This window comes from Rhodoplanes roseus (assembly GCF_003258865.1).
In the GTDB taxonomy this organism is placed as follows: domain Bacteria; phylum Pseudomonadota; class Alphaproteobacteria; order Rhizobiales; family Xanthobacteraceae; genus Rhodoplanes; species Rhodoplanes roseus.
In genome coordinates, this window is sequence record NZ_NPEX01000125.1 from 1 (window position 1) to 16851 (window position 16851).

Genomic DNA, 16851 nt, shown 5'->3' on the forward strand with positions numbered 1-16851 from the left:
GCGGGGGGAGGAGATCGCCGGCGCGTCCGCCTCGGGGAAACGAGGGGCTGGACGAACGCGCCGGCACCGGTCCCGGCCGGACGAGCGACCGTGTGGCGGGACCGGATGCAGGACGACTCGTGTCCCGGCGAAAGCCGGGACCCAGGGCGACGAGGTGAAGCGGCGGGGGAAGACATGCTCAGTCCTCCCCCGCCATGTCGCTGGTTGGGCGAGCACGTACAGTGCTCCGCAACTCGTCCAACTCCAGCGATATCCGGGACGATCTCTCTCGCTCCAGATCCAGAAGGTGCCTCGCCGCAGCTTCGCCGACCTCCCGCTCGCGCAGCCAGCGCAACCGGGCGGCGACGCAGACGGCCTGATGCTCGGCATCGGCGAGCGCGTGATGCTCGACGCCAATGCGCTCCGGCACCGGCGCCTCGGTCGCGATGGCCTTCAGCGTCCGGCAGCAGCGATGCTCGCGAAAGCCCCAGGGCGCACCGCGGCCCGTGACCCGGCGGCACAGATCCTCGATCAGCACCAGATCGAACGCGGGCCCATTGGCCCACACCGGGGTGCCCACCGGGCATTTGGCCGCCCACCAGATGGCGAGCCCGGACAGCACATCGGCCGTCATGGCAGTGCCGCTGAACGCGCCCGACAGAACCGCCACCGGCTGATCCAGCCACCAGCGCAGCGTCTCCGCATCGACGGCGCCGTGGCGCAATGCGGAGCCGAGTTCGATGCCGCGATAGAACCGGTCGCGGATCAGCAGCCCGTTGCGGTCGTACGGCGCGAACACCACGGCGCCGATCGACAGGATCGCGGCGCCGGGCCGCGTCCCGAGCGTCTCGATGTCGATCATCAGGTGCAGCTCGTCGCTCATGCGTCCTCTCCGTCCTCCAGGCGACCGATGCGCTTGTTGAGGGCGCGCAGCTGGGCGCGCGCGTCGGACAGCTCCTGCTGCTTGGTCAGGTCGCGCCACCACGGCGGCATCGGGTCGGCGGAGCTCATGATCGCGGCGTGAAAGGCGCGGCCGTACACGGGATGGAACATCAGCCGAAGAATGGTCTCGGCGCTCGCGGTGCCGTCGGCGGCCAGGAGCAGCTGCGCCGCGCGATCGCTTTCCAGTCCCGCCGCCGAGGCCAGATCGGCCGCCGTGCCCCTCGGCCAAATCTGCTTTGCAGTCCGCGCGATGGCGGCCGTCGCACGAATCGCGCTTCGCTTTTTTGCGAATCGCGCTTCACCCCCCGGATTTGACCGGTTAGCCGGTTTGGCCGATGGTTTCGTCGATCGGCGGGCGCTCATCTGATCAGCTCCCCGACACAGTGCCGCCGCCGGGCTGGACCCCCGGCGGCGGCGTGACCCCACCGCCGAAGGAGGCGACGATGGAGACCTCGGAACCACACGAGCCGGCCTCGCCGGCCCGAGCCGGCAGCCCGACCACGGCAGAGGACGGCCGCGACCTTGCCGTGCTCGCGGTGCTGGCCGCATTGCTCACCCGGATCACCGCGTCATCTCCCGATCAGGCCGATGCGGCCGAGAAGCTGCTCGAAGAGGTGACGGAGACGCTCGACGCCCTGCCGCTCGATCCGCCGGCCCGCACCGCGGCCCGCGACGTCCTGCACGCGGTGCTCGCGTTCGCCGGACGGACCGATCTTCTCGGCGATCAGAGTCCAGACCGGCACGGTCAGGACGGCGCCTGAGCACAGCCGGATCGTCGTCGTCGCGGCGGTCTTCACCCGGCGATAGTGGATCCGTGGCGCGAAGGGACACGACACAGTGGTCATCGGGACAGCTCCAGATCAGGGGATGAACGACGTGTTGGCGCCGGCCGGCCGAAAGGCCCGGGTCACTAGCGGGCCCACCCTCACCTCGGCGGATGAGTGGCGGAGAAACGGCCGGCCGGCGCCGGGCCGCACGCCGCGGTCGTTGCAGTCCACCAACGGCGTGCGGAACGTGATCATGATGCGGCCTCCGGGGAGGCCGGGACCGCGAGCCGCCTGCAAACCAGGAGAAGCCGATGAAGAAGCCGACGCCGCCACGGCCGGATTCGCAGCACGTCCGCCGCGTTCCGGCCGATCTCGACGCCGACGAGATGCGGATTGCCGTCGCGCTGCTGATCGAGGCGTGGCGCGGCGCCATGCACGAGGTGATCGCGCTCGGCGGCGCCGCTCATGCGTCCGAGGTGAAGCAGCGCATCGTCGATGGCGTGAAGAACGCCGTTCCGGCGGGGCGCGCCGTCGGCCGCGAGGTGAAGCCGATCGGCTTCGTGGTCGCCGCCCTGGACGTCGTCACCTTTTCCGAGGACGAAGACGTCTGAGCGAAGGCGCATATGGGTCACCCGCCCCGCCGCGTCGCCCTCGAACACCGGCCATTCGAAGCGGATGTGTTCGGTCATGAGGTGGCCTCTCGCTGCTTCGCCCTCACATGCATCGCGACGAGCGCCTCGTATGTGAGATCGACGATCTGCTTCTCTTCCGCCGCCGCCACGAGGGCCGGCCAGTACTCGACCGGGATCGAGCCGCGGCGCCGCATCGACGCCGCGTGCTCGGTCGACTTGCCGATGATCCGGCCGACTTCGGCCGGACCTCCGAGCGAGATGAACAGCGAATCGAGCGTACCCATGTGTTCCGCTGTACATTTTGCACTACACACGGTCAAGGCGAAATGCACAGCGCATTTTCGTAGCGTTTCAGCCATGGAAAGCCCGAGCGACCGACTGAGCCGCGCGCGGGAACGAGCCGGCTTCGCAACCGCGACAGACGCCGCCCGCCGCCATCACTGGAACGAGAACACCTACCGGAGCCACGAGAACGGCTCGCGCGACCTCAGCCGCAAGGCGGCCGAGAAGTACGCGAAGACGTTCAAGGTCTCGTCGGGATGGTTGCTCTACGGCGAAGGCGGCGGAGTGGAGGAACACGGCCGGCTGATGAGCGTGCCGCTCGTCGGGCGCGTCGGCGCCGGCGCCATCACGCACCTGTTCGCCGAATCTCAAGGTCCATTCGACGAGATCGATGCACCGGAAGAGATGACCGAGGAGACTGTCGCGGTCGAGATCGACGGCGACAGTCTCGGCCGATTTTTCAACCGGTGGGTGGTCTATTACGACGACGTCCGGTCACCCGCCGACACCACCCTCGTCGGCCGCCTCTGCATCGTCGGCCTGGCGGACGGGCGTGTGCTGATCAAGCGCCTGGCGCGCGGTTCGCGGCGGGGCGTCTATACTCTCGAATCGCAGTTCGAGCCGCCGCTGTACGATGTCATCGTCGAGTGGGCCTCGCCCGTGAAGCTGATGCGGCCGCGCTAGTTCTTCCGCTTGGCGAACAGATCGAGGACGTAATCCTCGGTGGCCTTGCCGCCGTCGGAGCACATCCGGGTGACGACGACGCGTTGCAGCGTCTCTTCCTCACCACCACCGTTCACCCAGAACAACACCCGGTCGGCGCCGCGGTCGTAGGCGAAGGCGGTCGCGCCGACATAGGCACCAAAAGCGTTCTTGCCGTTCACATACCCGCAGACGTTCTTTCCTTCTCGGCCGTCGACGACCTTGATGTCCGAGAACTGCGCTGCAGCCGGATCGCGCATCGCCGCCGCGACAGACGCTTGGGCCAGCGCTTTGAGGGCCTCGATTCGCGTATCGGTCGGCAATGCCGCGCCGGCTGCGATCCTGCTGAAATCGGGGCCGAAAACTGCCGTCGCCAACGAAGGAACGCGCCACAGCGCGGAAACGGCGGCTGCAACGCCCAGGCTGAAATAGAGCAGCGCCATCAATACGGTTTTCATCGTTTAAGCCCCATCGCGATAGGTTGCAGAGATCGTAGCACGCCAGTGCTGTACATTATGTGTTGACACCATTCTGTACGTTTTGTACTGTCTCCCCATCAGCCGAGGGGAGACACCAGATGGCCACCACCGAGACTAACCTCACCGAGACCGGGTCCAGCCGGACCGAGTCCACAGAGACCAACCTCACCGGGATGTTTGCGAAAATGGACGGGGAGCAGCTGCTCGCCGTCTACGAGCAGGCGCAGGCCAACGGCGACACCGAGATCGTCGCGGCCCTGGATGCCTGGATGGAGCGGGACTGAGGGAGGGGCGAAAGCCCCTCCCCTTTTTTTGTCCGGAGGACCCCATGAGGACCCCCATGTCCCTTGATCCCACGCCTGTTCACGAGCCCGAGCACCTCACGCCGAATTCCATCCTGGCCTGCGCCATGACGGCCCGCGGGATCGGCTCGCCGGCGGCCGATCTGGCCGAGGCGATCGCCGACGCCGCGCTGCTGATGGCCGATCTCGACACGCTGCTGCGCCGCCGCCACCCCGGCGGCCCCGACCGCGCCGCGTCGCTCGACGCGCCGACGCGCGCCCTGTGGCGCCGCGCCCGCCGCTTCCTCTCCACCCACATGCCGGCGGCCCTGTCCGCCCCGCTCGAGGAATCCCGCTGATGCTCGCCCGCACCGACACGACCGACACTCCGGGGAATTTCCCCGTCGAGCTGACAGGCGCCCGCAATCTGCTCGCGCAGCTCGACGACGCCGACCTGATCACGATGCGGGCCGAGATCGACCGCATGATCGCCGCCCGCGCCGCCGAGCTCCGCCGCCAGCTCGCCGCCCTCGGCAAGGCCGGCTCCGCCGCCCGCAGCCCGCGCGCTGGCCGCAAGGTGCCGCCCAAGTACCGCGGCCCGAACGGCGAGACCTGGGCCGGCCGCGGCGCGCAGCCGAAGTGGCTCGCACAGCTGATCGCGCAGGGTCGCACGGCCGACGAGTTTCGGATCAGCGAGGGCTGAGCGATGCCACTCACCCGAAGTGCCGATTATCCGGTCGAGGCCGCCGAGCTGATGGCCGGTTTCGCCGCCCTCGCGCACGGGCACGACGTGCATCACGTGCTCGAAGCCGCGCTGCAGATGGCCATCAACGCGTTCGGCGTCCTCGGCCACGGGCACAAGATGTCGCTGGACGAGCTCGTCGAGGTCGTCGAGGAGACGCTGCCCGGTGTGCTCGACGGCGTCCGCGACAAACGGAACCGGACGTCCCAGCCGACCGACATCCCGGTCACTCTCGGGAGGTCGTGATCATGACCACGCTCGCCCGCGCGGCCTGGCGCCGCCTCCCCACCATCGAGACCGTCGTCGATCGCTGCGACGCCGCGCTCGGCCTGTCCACCGTCGCGGCGCTGGCCGTCGCGCTCGCCTGCTGGAGCGGATCATGAAAGCCACCCGCCGCCGCGTGGCCGATCCCGCAGCCCGTCCGATCGCGCCGATCGAGGGCGCCCCGTTCGGCATCTACATGTCCTTCCCGCCGCGCCGCGATGCGCGCGGCCAGTTCGCGCCCTATCCGGTGCCGGACGACGGACGGCCCGTCGCGATCACGCTCCCGCTGGTCCGCGCCCTGTGGCCGGCCGGCGAGCCCATCCCGTCCCCCACCGTCGTCGTGAGGCTGTGATCATGCGCATCGAACAAACCGCAACCGTCACGATCAGCGTCATGGGCATCGAGATCGTCGCGCTCAAGAAGCTGGCGCTCGTGTCCCACGCCTTGGCGACCAAGCTCGGCTCCAGGGCCGGCGACGAGCAGAAAATGTTGGCTCTCACGCTCGACGACGTCGTGCGTCGGATCGAGCTCGCTGCCGCGGGAAACCGATCATGAGCACCCTCCCCACCCTGCCGCGATCCTGCGAGCGCCTGCTCGTGCTGATGACGCGGAGCCCGCTGCGGCGGCACGAGACCGGCTGGCACGACGAGGCCGGCGCCCAGGTGACGATCGGCGATGCCGGCGTCGAGGCGCTGATCGCCGCCGGCATGGCCGGCCGCTACGGCGGCGCCGGCCGCCCCGGCCGCCCCTATGCCTGCATCACGATCTACGGCGCCGCCGTCGCCCACCTGATCGAGTCCCGCGTCGCCGCCGACACGGCCGCGCTGTTCGGCCGCTGGATCGCCGCCGGCACCGCCGCCGCCACGCCCTGCGCCAGGAGGCAGCCGTGAACCTCGCCACGACCACCCTGATCATCACGGCGGCCCTGCTGCCCGCGTCGGCGCTGCTCGCGCTCTACGCCTGGCACACGCCCGCCGTGATCGCCCGCGAGGGCGCCGAGACGCGGCGGCAACTCGCCGCCGAGCGGACCCGCCTCGGCGCCCTCGCCCGCGTGCATGGCCTCGCCCACGGCTTCAGAAAGGACGACCATGAGTGTGATCGATGAAATCGCGGCCGAACGCCGCCGACAGATTGAAGTCGAGGGCTGGACGTCGGAGCACGACGACACTCACGACAGCGGCGAGTTGGCGGGTGCTGGCGGGTACTACGCCCTGAACGCCGCGCTCAATCTTTCTCCCTATGGACCGTCAGCCGATGATGTGCCGGAAGGCTGGCAATGGGGCGAAGAATGGTGGAAGCCAAATCACGACAACCCGAGACGCGATCTGATCAAGGCCGCTGCCCTCATCGTAGCCGAGATCGAGCGGCTCGATCGTTTCGCCGCCCCTTCACCTCTCCCCAGCGGGGAGAGGTCGACGCAGCAGGCGTCGGGTGAGGGGGTGCCGAACGCAGAGAGCCTCACCCCGCCGCCGCTGTCGGTCGTCGACGCGCTGGTGCTGGTGTCGATCGCCGACACCGTAGGGCTCCCGGCCAGGCTGTTGTCGCTCGCCGACGAGGTCGTGTGCCGCCGCAAGCGCGAGATCGTCGCCGAGCGCCTCGACCCGCAGCCCCCGGCCAACGGGAGGTGACCGTGTCGACGATCCTCACCGTCGCGGCCTTCCTGGTGTGCATCGCCGGCCTGTTCGGCAGCATCCATGTCGGCAACCGGGCGTTCGCAGCAAGGCCACCCGATCCGTTGGGCCCGCTGTTCTTCATCGCGGCCGCGGCCTTCGGTCTCGCCGCCGCGCTGGTGCTGGTCGGCACCATCCTCCGGATGCTGGGAGCGTGACATGAGCCAGAGCAAGATCGAGTGGACCGACCGCAGCGACTGGAATCCAATCCGCGGCTGCACGCGCGTTTCGGAGGGCTGCCGCAACTGTTACGCCGAGACGCTGGCGGGGCGGTTCTCGGATCCCGGCCAGTGGGGCCACAGCTTCGCCGAGCGCCTGCTCGCCGGCGGCCGGTGGACCGGCAAGGTCGAGGTGCAGTGGGCTCGGCTCGACCAGCCGCTGCGCTGGCGCAAGCCCGCGAAGATCTTTGCGTCGAGCACCAGCGACTGGTTCCACGAGGCCCTGCCGGTCGATGAGATCGCCAACCTGTTCGCGATCGCGGTGGCGGCCGTGCACGTGCGTGGGCACACTTTCCAGATCCTCACCAAGCGGGCCGCCCGGATGCGCGAGGTGCTCACGTCCGAGGCGTTCTGGGATCAGGTCAACGCCGAGGCCGGCTGGCACGTCCGTGAGTACGTCGACCCGCTCGCCCGTCGGAGCGACGACGCGCGGGCGACGCTCGACGACTACGATGCGGAGAATCCCCCGCCCGGGATTTGGCTCGGTGTCTCCGCCGAGGATCAGCAGCGCGCCGACGAGCGCATTCCGGATCTGCTCGCCACACCGGCCGCCGTGCGGTTCGTGAGCTGCGAGCCGATGTTGGGGCTGATCAACCTTTCGCGGGTTTTCGACCATACGAACGAGCACAGCATAGATGCGCCTGGAGGTCGCAGCTTTTTCGATCCTCGGGATCAGGACGGAGAGCCGTCACCGCGTCTCGACTGGGTCATCTGCGGCGGCGAGAGCGGCCGCAACGCCCGGCCGATGCATCCTCAGTGGGCGCGAGACCTGAGAGATCAGTGCGGCTGGGCGGGCGTGCCGTTCTTCTTCAAGCAATGGGGCGAGTGGCTTCCCGAAAAAGGTTGGTACGAGGATCACCCGGTCTCTCTGCCGTTGCGTGTTTGGAACGGGTCAGCCTGGACGGACAATCCCGAGATCAACGGCGAATGGATGGCGCGCCTCGGCAAGGCCCACGCCGGCCGCCTCCTGGACGGCGTCGAGCACAACGGCATGCCGGAGGCGACGCGATGATCCTCAGTTTCTCCGTCCCCGAGATGCGGCCGATGATCGAGGCCGGGCTGCGCCAGATGCGGGGCGAGCCGGGCGACGTGCGGGTGAAGCGCCAGACCATCCGGGCTCGCGGTCCGATCGCCGAGCGCCTGCTCGCCTGGGACCCGGTCGGCCAGACGATCCCCTACGACCTGTCGCTGTGGTGGAAGTCCAGAACCGCCGAGCGGGCGAAGCTGGGTGACGTGCCGCGCGCCGCGGTCCGCGTCTCCCCGATCGAGATTTGGCACACGACGGTTCAGGACCCCGGCGCGCCGCCGCGCCAGATCCTGCGGATCGACGGCTCGCGCGGCTGGCGCGCCGGCGACGCGATGCTGTTCTGGTCGTCGCGCAACAGAGGAGCCGCCTTCGAAGCCGAAGTGAAGGCCGACGGCTTCGACACCGTCGCGGCGTTCCGCGACTACTTCGTCCCCAATCCCGGGGACCGGTTCGACGGCATTCTCTATCGGTGGTGACCCATGCCCCGCCGGCCTGCACCCGAGCCCTCGTGCCTCTACCCCGCCGAGCCGGAGCTGGCGCGGCTGGTGCTGGGCGATCGGGCCCGCGAGTGGCCTGCCAAGGCGGTGGTGCTGGAGCGCGAAGGGCTGCCCAAGGTCGACGCCATGATGGGCGGGCGGCACTATCCGTCGGTCCTAAGGTTCTTCGCGGCGCGGCACGGGCTTGACGCCGCCCCGCCGGTGGCTGGCATGATGCCGGCCCGCCGCGGCCCGTTGATCGCGCTGGTGCCGGACGGACTGGAGACACCCGATGCCGAGAGCCCGGCAGCCGATCGCCGTCGACGGCGTGACCATCGCGCTGGACGCGCCGGGGCTTAAGCTGTTGCGCCGGCCCGGCGGCCGCCTCGAGCCCCGCTGGGTCGCCTCCGACGACGCCCGCCGCCGCGGCTACCGGCCCCGCACCGTGCGGCTCCACGGCGATATCGGCGCGGTGAGCGGACTGCAGGAGATCGCGGCCCGCTGCCGCGTGCTGTGGGCCGAGATGGAGGCTTGGCTCGCCGAGGACGGCGCGCCTCGCCGCGCGCTCTACGACGGCACTCTCGCGTCCCTGATCGCGCTCTACCAGACCGATGCCGATTCTCCCTATCGGGCCGTCCGACCCAACACGCGCCGCGGCTACGACGACTGGTGCCGCACCTTGGCCCGAAAATTCGGCGCCCGCCGGATCGACCGTTTGCACGGGACCGATCTGCGCCGCTGGTACCTCGCCATCGCCGCGCCGCCCGCGCCGGGCGGAACGCCGCGCCTGCGGCTGGCGAGCGCCTGCGTCCGCTCGATGCTGATGATTCTGCTGTCCTACGGCGTCGAGCTGCACCTGCCCGGCTGCCTGGCGCTGGCGCAGGCCCTGGAGCGCATGACGCTGCGCGTGCCCCAGGCGCTGCTCGACGCGTGGCACGCCGCCAAGCCGGCCCGCACCGCCATGACATATGAGCACGCCGCCGCGATCGTCGCGGCCGGGCTTGCCCGCGGCACCCGGCGGCACCGCTCGATTTCTCTTGGCGTCGCCCTGCAGTTCGAATTGACGCTGGCGCAGATCGACGTGATCGGAACATGGGAGCCGCTCGACCGCGCCGTGCCGGTGCCGGCCGGCGCCGTGACGGCCGGCCGGAGCCTGTGGCGCCCGGGACTGTGCTGGGAGGATTTCTCGCCCGGCATGGTGCTCGACATCGCGCGGCACAAGACGGGCGTCGCCGCCGCGTTCGACCTTTCCGCCTATCCGTTGGTGATGGCGGCGATCGCCGCGGTGCCCGACACCGAGCGGCACGGGCCGGTGGCGATCGACGACGCCGGACGGCCGTTCCGTCGTCGCCACTACGTGACGCTCTACGGCGAGCTCGCCGCCGCGGCCGGCGTGCCGGCGAGCGTCTGGAACATGAGCGCCCGCCACGGCGGCGCCACCGAGGCGCGCGAGGCCGGCTGCGCGATCGAGGACGTCGCCGACCATCTGCAGAAGACCGACCTGGAAGGCACCCGCCGCGACTACGTGGCCGGCAATCTCGCCACCACCCGCCGCGTCGCCGCCGCCCGCGTCGCCAAGAGAAAGACTGGGGTTGAAAGACATGGCCAAGCCAAGTGATACACCTTGCTTGAAATGGTTTACGCGCAAGAGCGGGCGCCGCGAAGCGTATTGGATTTGCCACGGCTATGTGCGCGAGATGGGATTTATACCGAAAACTCAAAGACTCTGGAGCGGAGTGACCGATCCGACCGCGGAAGACATGGAGAACATAAAAAGCGAATGTCGAAGACTGTACGGACAGATGAGAAGCTTTATTCTCTACAAGAACCGCAAACGTCCTCGCTACAAGCGCGGCCTTATTTACTTCATTTCAGCTGGTGATCTTGTCAAAATAGGATATACCGAAAACGTTGAAGTCAGATTGAAGACGATACAAAAGTACTCTCCGACGAAACTTGAACTGATAGCCACGTTTGACGACAAGACACAAATGGACGAGGTGCGCCTGCATCGTCAATTTGACCACTGCCGGGCTCACGGCGAGTGGTTTCGCTTTACGGACGAAATCCGCGAATACATCGCTTTGAATGGACCACTTTCATTATAAAACAATGACTTAGCACTGATTTGTAATCAGGGGGTCGGGGGTTCGAATCCCTCAGCCGGCACCACGACTTGGAGTCCTTCGATCGGGCCTGTCCCGACCGGCGCTCGACCGGACGGATGTGCCGTGCGGATCGGAATCGGCGGCCGAGACGCGGCCTCCGCCAGCCACTGCGCCGTTGTCGTCATCGGATCCGACCCGTCCGCGAGGGTCCAGGCGACCGTCCGCGGCATCACCACCGCGAAACTCGGACCAGCGGTGCAGACACCCAGACCGACATATTGTCCGAAATTGACGAACTGCGCCCGGACCCCCTGCCCCTCCCGCACCAGGGAGGCGATCTCCAACACACCGAACGGCACCGTCAGTCCGCATCGCAGGGCCTTGGACAGGGCCTCCTTCAGGCACCAGAGCGTGATCAGCCGTCGATCCTCGTCGACGTCCAGGGCCGCGGCCGCCAGGCGGCGCTCGGTCTCGCTGGTCTGCTCGAAAAGCGCGGCGCGATGCTCCGGGGACGGCAGGTCGAGGTCCACCCCGATCGGGCAGGCCTCGGCGTGCGCGACCGCCACGGCGAGCGATCCGGCATGCGACAAGGTCACCTGGAGGTTCTCGGCGCCGCCGCCCGACACCACCGGCTGATCGAGAACGCCGGGCAGGATCCGGACGCTCCGGCTCGCCGTCCCGGGAAGCACGTGCCGCAACGCCAGCTTGGCGGCGCGCCGTCCGGCGAGCAGCGAATGCCGGCGCCGCGGCGCGAGCCGCGCGGTCAAGAGCGCGGCCTCCTCCGGGCTGAGGAAATTCGTCGACTCGGCCTCGAGGGTCGCGACCGGCGCCGCGCACAGCGCGATCCCACCGGCGAACCGCCGGCCACCGGCATCGAACCGCAGCGCGGCGTCGAAATCCGACCGGCTCACGTCGGCGCGGCCTCTTCGGACGGACGCGGATCCGTCGCCGGCGGCAGTCGCACCGCCTCCGGCCGCTCCTCCTTCCCGTGGCTGACCAGCAGGTAGAAGGCCGGCACCACGAACAGCGTGAACAGCGTGCCGATGGACAGTCCCGCACCGATGACCAGGCCCATGTTGTAGCGCGAGTTCGCCCCTGCCCCGGTCGCCGTGATCAGCGGCATGACGCCGAGCACCATGGCGGCGGTCGTCATCAGGATGGGACGGAGGCGGATCGAGGCCGCCTCGACGATCGCGTCGCGCTTCGTCGCACCGCGCCGGCGCAGATCGTTCGCCACCTCGACCATCAGGATGCCGTGCTTGCTGACCAGTCCCATCAGCGTGACGAGCCCCACCTGAGTGTAGATGTTGATGCTCGCGCCGCCGACCCCGAGGTCGATGAAGACCAGGGCGCCGGCCAGCGACATCGGCACGGACACCAGGATGACCAGCGGATCCCGGAAGCTGTTGAACAGCGCGGCGAGCGCCAGGAAGATGATCACCAGGGCGAGCGCGAAGGTGGTGACGAAGCCGCCGGACTCGCGCTCCATCTGACGCGAGGCGCCGGCATAGTCGACGCTGTAGGCCGACGGCAACGTTCTCGCGGCGATGTCCTTCAGCACAGCCAGCGCCTCGCCGTCGGAGACGCCCGGCATCGCGATGCCAGCCACCGTCGCCGAATTGAGCTGCTGAAAATGGTTGAGCGATTGCGGCACCGTCCGGGTCTCGATGCGGGCGACGGTCGAGAGCGGCACGCTGCTGCCGTCCGACGCGCGGATGTAGTAGCCGGGCAGCTGATCGATGTTGAGCCGGTGCTTCTGCATCACCTGCGGGATGACCTTGTAGGATCGCCCGCCGAGATCGAAATAGTTGACGTAGCCGCCGCCCAGCATGGTCGCGAGTGCCGCGCCGACGTCGCTCATCTGGAGCCCGAGGCTCGACACCTTGTCGCGGTCGAGATGGATCGTCGCCTGCGGCTGGTCGAACTTCATGTCGACGTCGAGGAAGATGAACTTGCCCGTCTCCAGGGCCGCGGCCATGAAGTTCTGCGACACCTCGTAGAGCCGCTCGTAGGAGTTGTTGGACTTCAGCACGAACTGGATCGGCAGGCCGCTGCTGCCCGGCAGGGGCGGAAGCTGGAACGCCGCCACGCGCACTCCGGCGATCTTGTTGAACTCCGCCTGGACGAGCGGCGCCAAAGCGAGCGCCGAGGCGCTGCGTTCCCCCCAGGGCTTGAGCACCCAGCCGCCGATCACCTGGCCCGGCATGTCGATCTGGAACACGAGCTCGGTCTCGGGCCGGTGATCGAGCACGCCGTAGATTTGCTGCACGTAGAACTCGCGCTGCGCCAGCGTCGCGTTCGGCGCCGCCGACATCATGGTGAGGATGACGCCTTCGTCCTCCGGCGGGGCGAGCTCCGACTTGGCGTGCGTGTACAGCCAGTAGACGCTCCCCAGCACCGTGAGGCCGAACAGAATGGTGACGGGCAGCACGGTCAGCGAGGCCGACAGAACGCGACGATAGCCGCCCGTGACGGCAGTCATGGTCCGATCGACGATCCGGACGAGCCGCGCCTCCAGGCTTCGCGATTCGGCATCGTAGGGCGCCAGGAGATGGGCGCAGCTCATCGGCGACAGCGTCAACGCGATCACGGCGGAGACCAGCACGGCGGCGACCAGGGTGAAGGCGAACTCGGTGAACAGGCTGCCGGTCAGCCCGCCCTGAAAGCCGATCGGCACATAGACGGCGATCAGCACCACGGTCATGGCGACGATCGGGCTCGCGAGCTCGCGCGCGGCCGCCAACGCCGCGTCGAACGGCGCCGCGCCCTGCTCCATGTGGCGGTTGACGCCCTCGACGACGATGATCGCGTCGTCGACGACGAGACCGATCGCGAGCACCAGCGCCAGCAGCGTGAGCAGATTGATCGAGAAACCGAAGGCCAGCATCACGGCGAAGGCGCCGACGAGCGACAGCGGGATGGCGACGATCGGGATCAGCACCGACCGCCATGACCCGAGAAACACGAACACCACCACGGTGACGATGAGCGCGGCCTCGAACAGCGAGCGGATCACCTCGGCGATCGACGTGTTCACGTAGTCGGTCGAATCGTACAGCACCGTGCCGGTCAGCCCGGTCGGCAGATCGGCGAAGATCGCCGGAAGCACCTCGCGCACGCCGCGGATCACGTCCAGCAGATCCGCCGTGGGCGCGACCTGGATCCCGATATAGACGGCCGACTTTCCGTTGAAGCTCGTGCGCGAGTCGTAGTCGTCGCTGCCGAGCGTGACATTCGCCACGTCACTGAGCCGGACGATCGCGCCCGAGACGTTCTTGATGACGAGGTTCTTGAACTCCGCGACGGAACGCAGGTTGGTGGCCGCCGAAAGCTTGACCTGGACGAGCCGCCCCTTCGTCGTGCCCACGCCGGAGATGTAGTCGTTGGTCTCGAGCGCCGTCGCAACGTCGGTGGCGGTGAGCCCGAGCGCGGCGAGCTTGTCGGGGTCGAGCCAGGCACGGAGCGCGAAGTTCTTGCCGCCGAGAATTTCGGCGAGCTGCACGCCGGAGACCGCCTGCAGCTCGGGCTGCACCACCCGGGCGACGTAGTCGGTCACTTGGTTCTCTGCGAGGATGTCGCTGGAGAACCCGATATACATGGCGTCGATGGTGGAGCCGACCTTGAGCGCCAGAATCGGCTGCTGAGTGCCGCTCGGCAGCTGGTTGAGTACCGAGCTCACCTTGGTGCTGATCTCGGTGAGCGCCTTTCCGGTGTCGTAGTTGAGACGCAGGTTCACCGTGATGGCGCTGACCCCGGTCTGGCTCGACGACGTCATGTAGTCGATGCCGTTGGCCTGGGCGATGACGTTCTCGAGCGGCGAGGTGATGAACCCCGCGATGATGTCGGAATCCGCCCCCGCATAGGTCGTCGTCACCGTCACGACGCCGTTCTGCATCTGCGGATACTGCAGGATCGGCAACGAGAACATGGCTCGCAGGCCGATCACCAGGATCAGCGCGCTCACGACGAGCGCCAGCACCGGTCGCTTGACGAAGACATCCGTGACCCGCATCGGCCCGCCTCCTACTGGTCCGACACGGCCGGATCGGCCTCGGCCTTCGGGATCTTCGCGTTGTCGACGACGGCGGGTGTGCCGTTGCGCAGCTTGAGCTGGCCGGCGACGACGACCACGTCGCCCTCGGCCACGCCCGACAGCACGGCGACGAGATCGCCGCGAGTCTGGCCGGTCTTGACGAAGGCTTGGCGGGCGACGAGCCCGGCCCCGTCGGTGCTCTTGTCGAGGACGTAGACGGTCGAGCCGTACGGATTGAACACGATGGCGGTCTGCGGCAGCGTGACGTGGGTCTCGGGCTTGCCGACCTCGATCGAAATCTTCGCGAACATGCCGGGCACCAGACGACTGGTCGGATTCGGCAGCGAGGCGCGGACCTTGACGTTGCGGCTGCCGGTCTCGACCTTCGGGTTGATCGCCGTCACCGCACCGCGGAACACCTCGCCCGGATAGGTGTCGACCTCGACGCTCACCTGCTCGCCCACCCTAAGCCGCCCGAGATACTGCTGGGGAACGGAGAAGTCGGCGAAGATCGGATCGAGCGACTGCAGCGTGACGATGGTCGTCCCGGCACTCAGATACTGGCCGAGATCGACGGCGCGGATGCCGAGCCGGCCGGCGAACGGCGCATTCAGGCCGTACTGCTCGACCAGTGCCTTCTGCTGCGCGACCAGCGCCTCGGCGTTCTTCAGGTTGGCCTGGTCGGTGTCCACGGTGGCCTGGCTCACCGCGTTGATCTTGAGCTGCTCGAGATCGCGTTTCAGCGTCAGGCCGTAGAGCGTCGCGGTCGCCTGCAGCGAGACGAGCTTGGCGCTCTGGTCCGCGGCGTTGAGCTGGAGCAGCGGCGCACCGGCCGCCACCGTGTCGCCCGACTCGAACAGGATGGAGGTCACGATGCCGGACACCTGGAGGGCGAGATCGGCCCCCTTCGAGGCGCGCAGATCGGCCACATAGGTCATTCTGGGCTGCCAGCTCTCGACCTGCGCCGGCAGCGCGGCGACAGTCTGGGCGGGCGCGCCCTTGCGCGGCGGCGGCGCCTTCCGGGACGCGCTGGAGGTGAACGCGTGATAGCCGTACAGGCCGCCGCCCAGGGCGGCCACCAAAAGCCCAGCGATCAAAAGCCGTCTCGTCACCGGACCGTCTCCGTCGAAGCATCGGGCGTCTGCGGGATCACCGGCAGCGGGCTGAACGGCGCATCGCGGGTCGCCGCCGTCGCCGGTCCGTCCGGCCCCTGCAGCCAGCCGCCGTCGCGCGGCACCGAGAGTGCCGTCTCGTCGTCGCGGTTCCACCACCCGCCGCCGAGCGACTGGAACAGCGCCACCGTATCGGTGAATCGCATCGCCTGCGCCCTGATGCGCGCGATGACGGCATTCTGGAAGGTCTGCTGCGCATTGATGACGGTCGCGTAGCTGATCGCGCCGACCTTGAACTGCTGCTGCGCCATCTTGAGACTGTCGAGCGCGGCCTTCTCGGCCGCAGCCTGGGCCTGCAGGGTCGAGGCATCGTACTGGATCGCCCGCAACGCGTCCGCCACGTTCTGGAACGCCGTGATCACAGTGCTCTGGTAGAGAGCATAGTCCTGCTCGAACTTGGCGACGCTCGCCTCCTTGGCGTGGTAGCCCTGGCCGCCATCGAGCAGCGTCTGCTGAATGGTTCCGACCAGCATCCAGGTGAGGCTCTGTGGCGAGAACAAGTCGGCGACGGTGAGCGACGCGGTCCCGATGTTCGGCGTCAGGGTGAGCTGCGGCAGCATGTTGGCGACGTTCACCCCGACGGTCGCCGCGGCTTGGTGGAGCGTCGCCTCGGCCTGCCGGATGTCGGGCCTCTGGCGCACCAGTCGCGACGGGAGGCTCAGCGGCAGCCTGGGCGGGAGCCGGAGCGAGCGCAGCTCGACGTACTCTCCGCGGTCCTCGCCGGGCAAGCGGCCGAGATAGGCCATCAGCTGATTGCGACCCTGGGCGAGTTGCTTCTGCAGCGGCGGCAGGGTCGCCTCGGTCTGCGCCAGGGTCGCCTGCTGCGACAGCACGTCGGACTGCGACACGGCGCCGACCTCGAACTGACGCTGCACGCGGCGAAGCTGGTCGGCCTGAAACCGGATGATCTCCCGCGTCGCGGCGATCTGGGCCCGCAGCGACGCGTCGTTGAAGGCGGCGTTGACGACGTTCGCCGTGAGCGTGAGATAGGTCGCCTCCAGCTCCGTCCTGAAGCCGAGCCGGCGCAGGATCGGAACCGGAGGGCACCAGCCCTGGATCGCATGCTGGAATAGGAAC

The 16851-nt window shown here is 68.5% G+C and carries 27 protein-coding genes; 19 read left to right on the forward strand and 8 right to left on the reverse strand.

All coding sequences use genetic code 11. The features are described from left to right. Positions 1-178 precede the first annotated feature (178 nt). Together CH341_RS17630 and CH341_RS33735 are read right to left on the reverse strand one after the other, a co-directional pair. The gene (locus tag CH341_RS17630) at positions 179-862 is read right to left on the reverse strand and encodes a 3'-5' exonuclease (protein ID WP_111420311.1); all 684 of its coding nucleotides are present in this window, start codon (positions 860-862) and stop codon (positions 179-181) included. Next, a complete protein-coding gene (locus CH341_RS33735; RefSeq protein ID WP_146604517.1) occupies positions 859-1284 on the reverse strand; it encodes a hypothetical protein in 426 nt (141 codons plus the stop codon). Before CH341_RS33735 ends, CH341_RS17630 begins: the two co-directional genes overlap by 4 nt. Positions 1285-1364: 80 nt before the next feature. Here CH341_RS33735 and CH341_RS17635 point away from each other — a divergent pair, with 80 nt between their 5' ends. Further along, a complete protein-coding gene (locus CH341_RS17635) occupies positions 1365-1682 on the forward strand; it encodes a hypothetical protein (RefSeq protein ID WP_111420312.1) in 318 nt (105 codons plus the stop codon). 317 nt (positions 1683-1999) lie between these two features. Further along, positions 2000-2299 carry a hypothetical protein gene (locus tag CH341_RS17640; protein ID WP_111420313.1) on the forward strand — a complete coding sequence of 100 codons (300 nt, stop codon included), beginning with the start codon at positions 2000-2002 and terminating at the stop codon, positions 2297-2299. 74 nt (positions 2300-2373) lie between these two features. On the opposite strand, the gene CH341_RS17645 is transcribed toward CH341_RS17640, so the two are convergent. Then, positions 2374-2604: a hypothetical protein gene (locus tag CH341_RS17645; RefSeq protein ID WP_111420314.1), complete on the reverse strand. Its 231-nt coding sequence runs from the start codon at positions 2602-2604 to the stop codon at positions 2374-2376. Here CH341_RS17645 and CH341_RS17650 point away from each other — a divergent pair. Next, positions 2603-3286 carry a LexA family transcriptional regulator gene (locus CH341_RS17650; protein ID WP_245431116.1) on the forward strand — a complete coding sequence of 228 codons (684 nt, stop codon included), beginning with the start codon at positions 2603-2605 and terminating at the stop codon, positions 3284-3286. The genes CH341_RS17645 and CH341_RS17650 overlap by 2 nt on opposite strands. On the opposite strand, the gene CH341_RS17655 is transcribed toward CH341_RS17650, so the two are convergent. Continuing rightward, positions 3283-3762: a hypothetical protein gene (locus CH341_RS17655; protein WP_146604518.1), complete on the reverse strand. Its 480-nt coding sequence runs from the start codon at positions 3760-3762 to the stop codon at positions 3283-3285. The two genes, CH341_RS17650 and CH341_RS17655, sit on opposite strands and share 4 nt — an antisense overlap. 119 nt (positions 3763-3881) lie before the next feature. Between CH341_RS17655 and CH341_RS17660 the strand changes: the two genes are divergently transcribed. From CH341_RS17660 to CH341_RS17725, 16 genes are read left to right on the forward strand one after another with little or no spacing between them, the layout of a single operon-like run. Further along, a complete protein-coding gene (locus tag CH341_RS17660; protein ID WP_111420317.1) occupies positions 3882-4067 on the forward strand; it encodes a hypothetical protein in 186 nt (61 codons plus the stop codon). Positions 4068-4123: 56 nt separating this feature from the next. Next, positions 4124-4423 carry a hypothetical protein gene (locus CH341_RS17665; RefSeq protein WP_146604519.1) on the forward strand — a complete coding sequence of 100 codons (300 nt, stop codon included), beginning with the start codon at positions 4124-4126 and terminating at the stop codon, positions 4421-4423. Next, positions 4423-4767: an H-NS histone family protein gene (locus tag CH341_RS17670; RefSeq protein ID WP_111420319.1), complete on the forward strand. Its 345-nt coding sequence runs from the start codon at positions 4423-4425 to the stop codon at positions 4765-4767. Before CH341_RS17665 ends, CH341_RS17670 begins: the two co-directional genes overlap by 1 nt. Positions 4768-4770: 3 nt before the next feature. Beyond that, on the forward strand, positions 4771-5052 hold the full coding sequence (locus CH341_RS17675; protein WP_111420320.1) for a hypothetical protein: 282 nt from the start codon (positions 4771-4773) through the stop codon (positions 5050-5052). 2 nt (positions 5053-5054) lie between these two features. Then, complete coding sequence (locus CH341_RS36230) at positions 5055-5189, forward strand: hypothetical protein (protein WP_281023114.1); 135 nt, start codon at positions 5055-5057, stop codon at positions 5187-5189. Further along, positions 5186-5422: a hypothetical protein gene (locus CH341_RS17680; protein WP_111420321.1), complete on the forward strand. Its 237-nt coding sequence runs from the start codon at positions 5186-5188 to the stop codon at positions 5420-5422. Before CH341_RS36230 ends, CH341_RS17680 begins: the two co-directional genes overlap by 4 nt. Beyond that, positions 5419-5625 (forward strand): hypothetical protein, encoded by a 207-nt coding sequence (locus CH341_RS33740; protein ID WP_146604520.1) that lies wholly within the window; start codon positions 5419-5421, stop codon positions 5623-5625. Before CH341_RS17680 ends, CH341_RS33740 begins: the two co-directional genes overlap by 4 nt. Further along, on the forward strand, positions 5622-5960 hold the full coding sequence (locus CH341_RS34285; protein WP_170149677.1) for a hypothetical protein: 339 nt from the start codon (positions 5622-5624) through the stop codon (positions 5958-5960). The genes CH341_RS33740 and CH341_RS34285 overlap by 4 nt, the downstream gene beginning before the upstream one ends. After that, positions 5957-6175, forward strand: a complete 219-nt coding sequence (locus tag CH341_RS17690) for a hypothetical protein (protein WP_111420322.1) — start codon at positions 5957-5959, stop codon at positions 6173-6175. The genes CH341_RS34285 and CH341_RS17690 overlap by 4 nt, the downstream gene beginning before the upstream one ends. After that, complete coding sequence (locus tag CH341_RS35295; protein WP_210208417.1) at positions 6159-6698, forward strand: hypothetical protein; 540 nt, start codon at positions 6159-6161, stop codon at positions 6696-6698. Before CH341_RS17690 ends, CH341_RS35295 begins: the two co-directional genes overlap by 17 nt. Before the next feature lie 2 nt (positions 6699-6700). Next, complete coding sequence (locus CH341_RS17700) at positions 6701-6898, forward strand: hypothetical protein (protein ID WP_146604521.1); 198 nt, start codon at positions 6701-6703, stop codon at positions 6896-6898. Position 6899: 1 nt separating this feature from the next. Beyond that, on the forward strand, positions 6900-7970 hold the full coding sequence (locus tag CH341_RS17705; protein WP_111420324.1) for a phage Gp37/Gp68 family protein: 1071 nt from the start codon (positions 6900-6902) through the stop codon (positions 7968-7970). Beyond that, positions 7967-8461 carry a hypothetical protein gene (locus CH341_RS17710; protein ID WP_111420325.1) on the forward strand — a complete coding sequence of 165 codons (495 nt, stop codon included), beginning with the start codon at positions 7967-7969 and terminating at the stop codon, positions 8459-8461. Before CH341_RS17705 ends, CH341_RS17710 begins: the two co-directional genes overlap by 4 nt. Before the next feature lie 3 nt (positions 8462-8464). Next, positions 8465-8821, forward strand: a complete 357-nt coding sequence (locus tag CH341_RS35300; protein WP_210208419.1) for a hypothetical protein — start codon at positions 8465-8467, stop codon at positions 8819-8821. Next, complete coding sequence (locus CH341_RS17720; protein ID WP_111420326.1) at positions 8754-10079, forward strand: integrase; 1326 nt, start codon at positions 8754-8756, stop codon at positions 10077-10079. The genes CH341_RS35300 and CH341_RS17720 overlap by 68 nt, the downstream gene beginning before the upstream one ends. Beyond that, positions 10063-10569, forward strand: coding sequence for a GIY-YIG nuclease family protein (locus CH341_RS17725; RefSeq protein ID WP_111420327.1), 507 nt, complete (start codon positions 10063-10065; stop codon positions 10567-10569). The genes CH341_RS17720 and CH341_RS17725 overlap by 17 nt, the downstream gene beginning before the upstream one ends. A gap of 26 nt (positions 10570-10595) precedes the next feature. On the opposite strand, the gene CH341_RS17730 is transcribed toward CH341_RS17725, so the two are convergent. From CH341_RS17730 to CH341_RS17745, 4 genes are all read right to left on the reverse strand, one after another. Continuing rightward, positions 10596-11336, reverse strand: a complete 741-nt coding sequence (locus CH341_RS17730) for a 4'-phosphopantetheinyl transferase family protein (protein ID WP_245431117.1) — start codon at positions 11334-11336, stop codon at positions 10596-10598. A gap of 140 nt (positions 11337-11476) precedes the next feature. Further along, entirely contained in the window at positions 11477-14581 is a 3105-nt protein-coding gene (locus CH341_RS17735) for an efflux RND transporter permease subunit (protein WP_111420329.1), read from the reverse strand. A gap of 11 nt (positions 14582-14592) precedes the next feature. Continuing rightward, positions 14593-15714 carry an efflux RND transporter periplasmic adaptor subunit gene (locus tag CH341_RS17740; RefSeq protein WP_111420330.1) on the reverse strand — a complete coding sequence of 374 codons (1122 nt, stop codon included), beginning with the start codon at positions 15712-15714 and terminating at the stop codon, positions 14593-14595. Further along, the coding region (locus CH341_RS17745; RefSeq protein WP_111420331.1) for an efflux transporter outer membrane subunit at positions 15711-16851 on the reverse strand (1141 nt) is incomplete at its 5' end. The genes CH341_RS17740 and CH341_RS17745, both read right to left, overlap by 4 nt.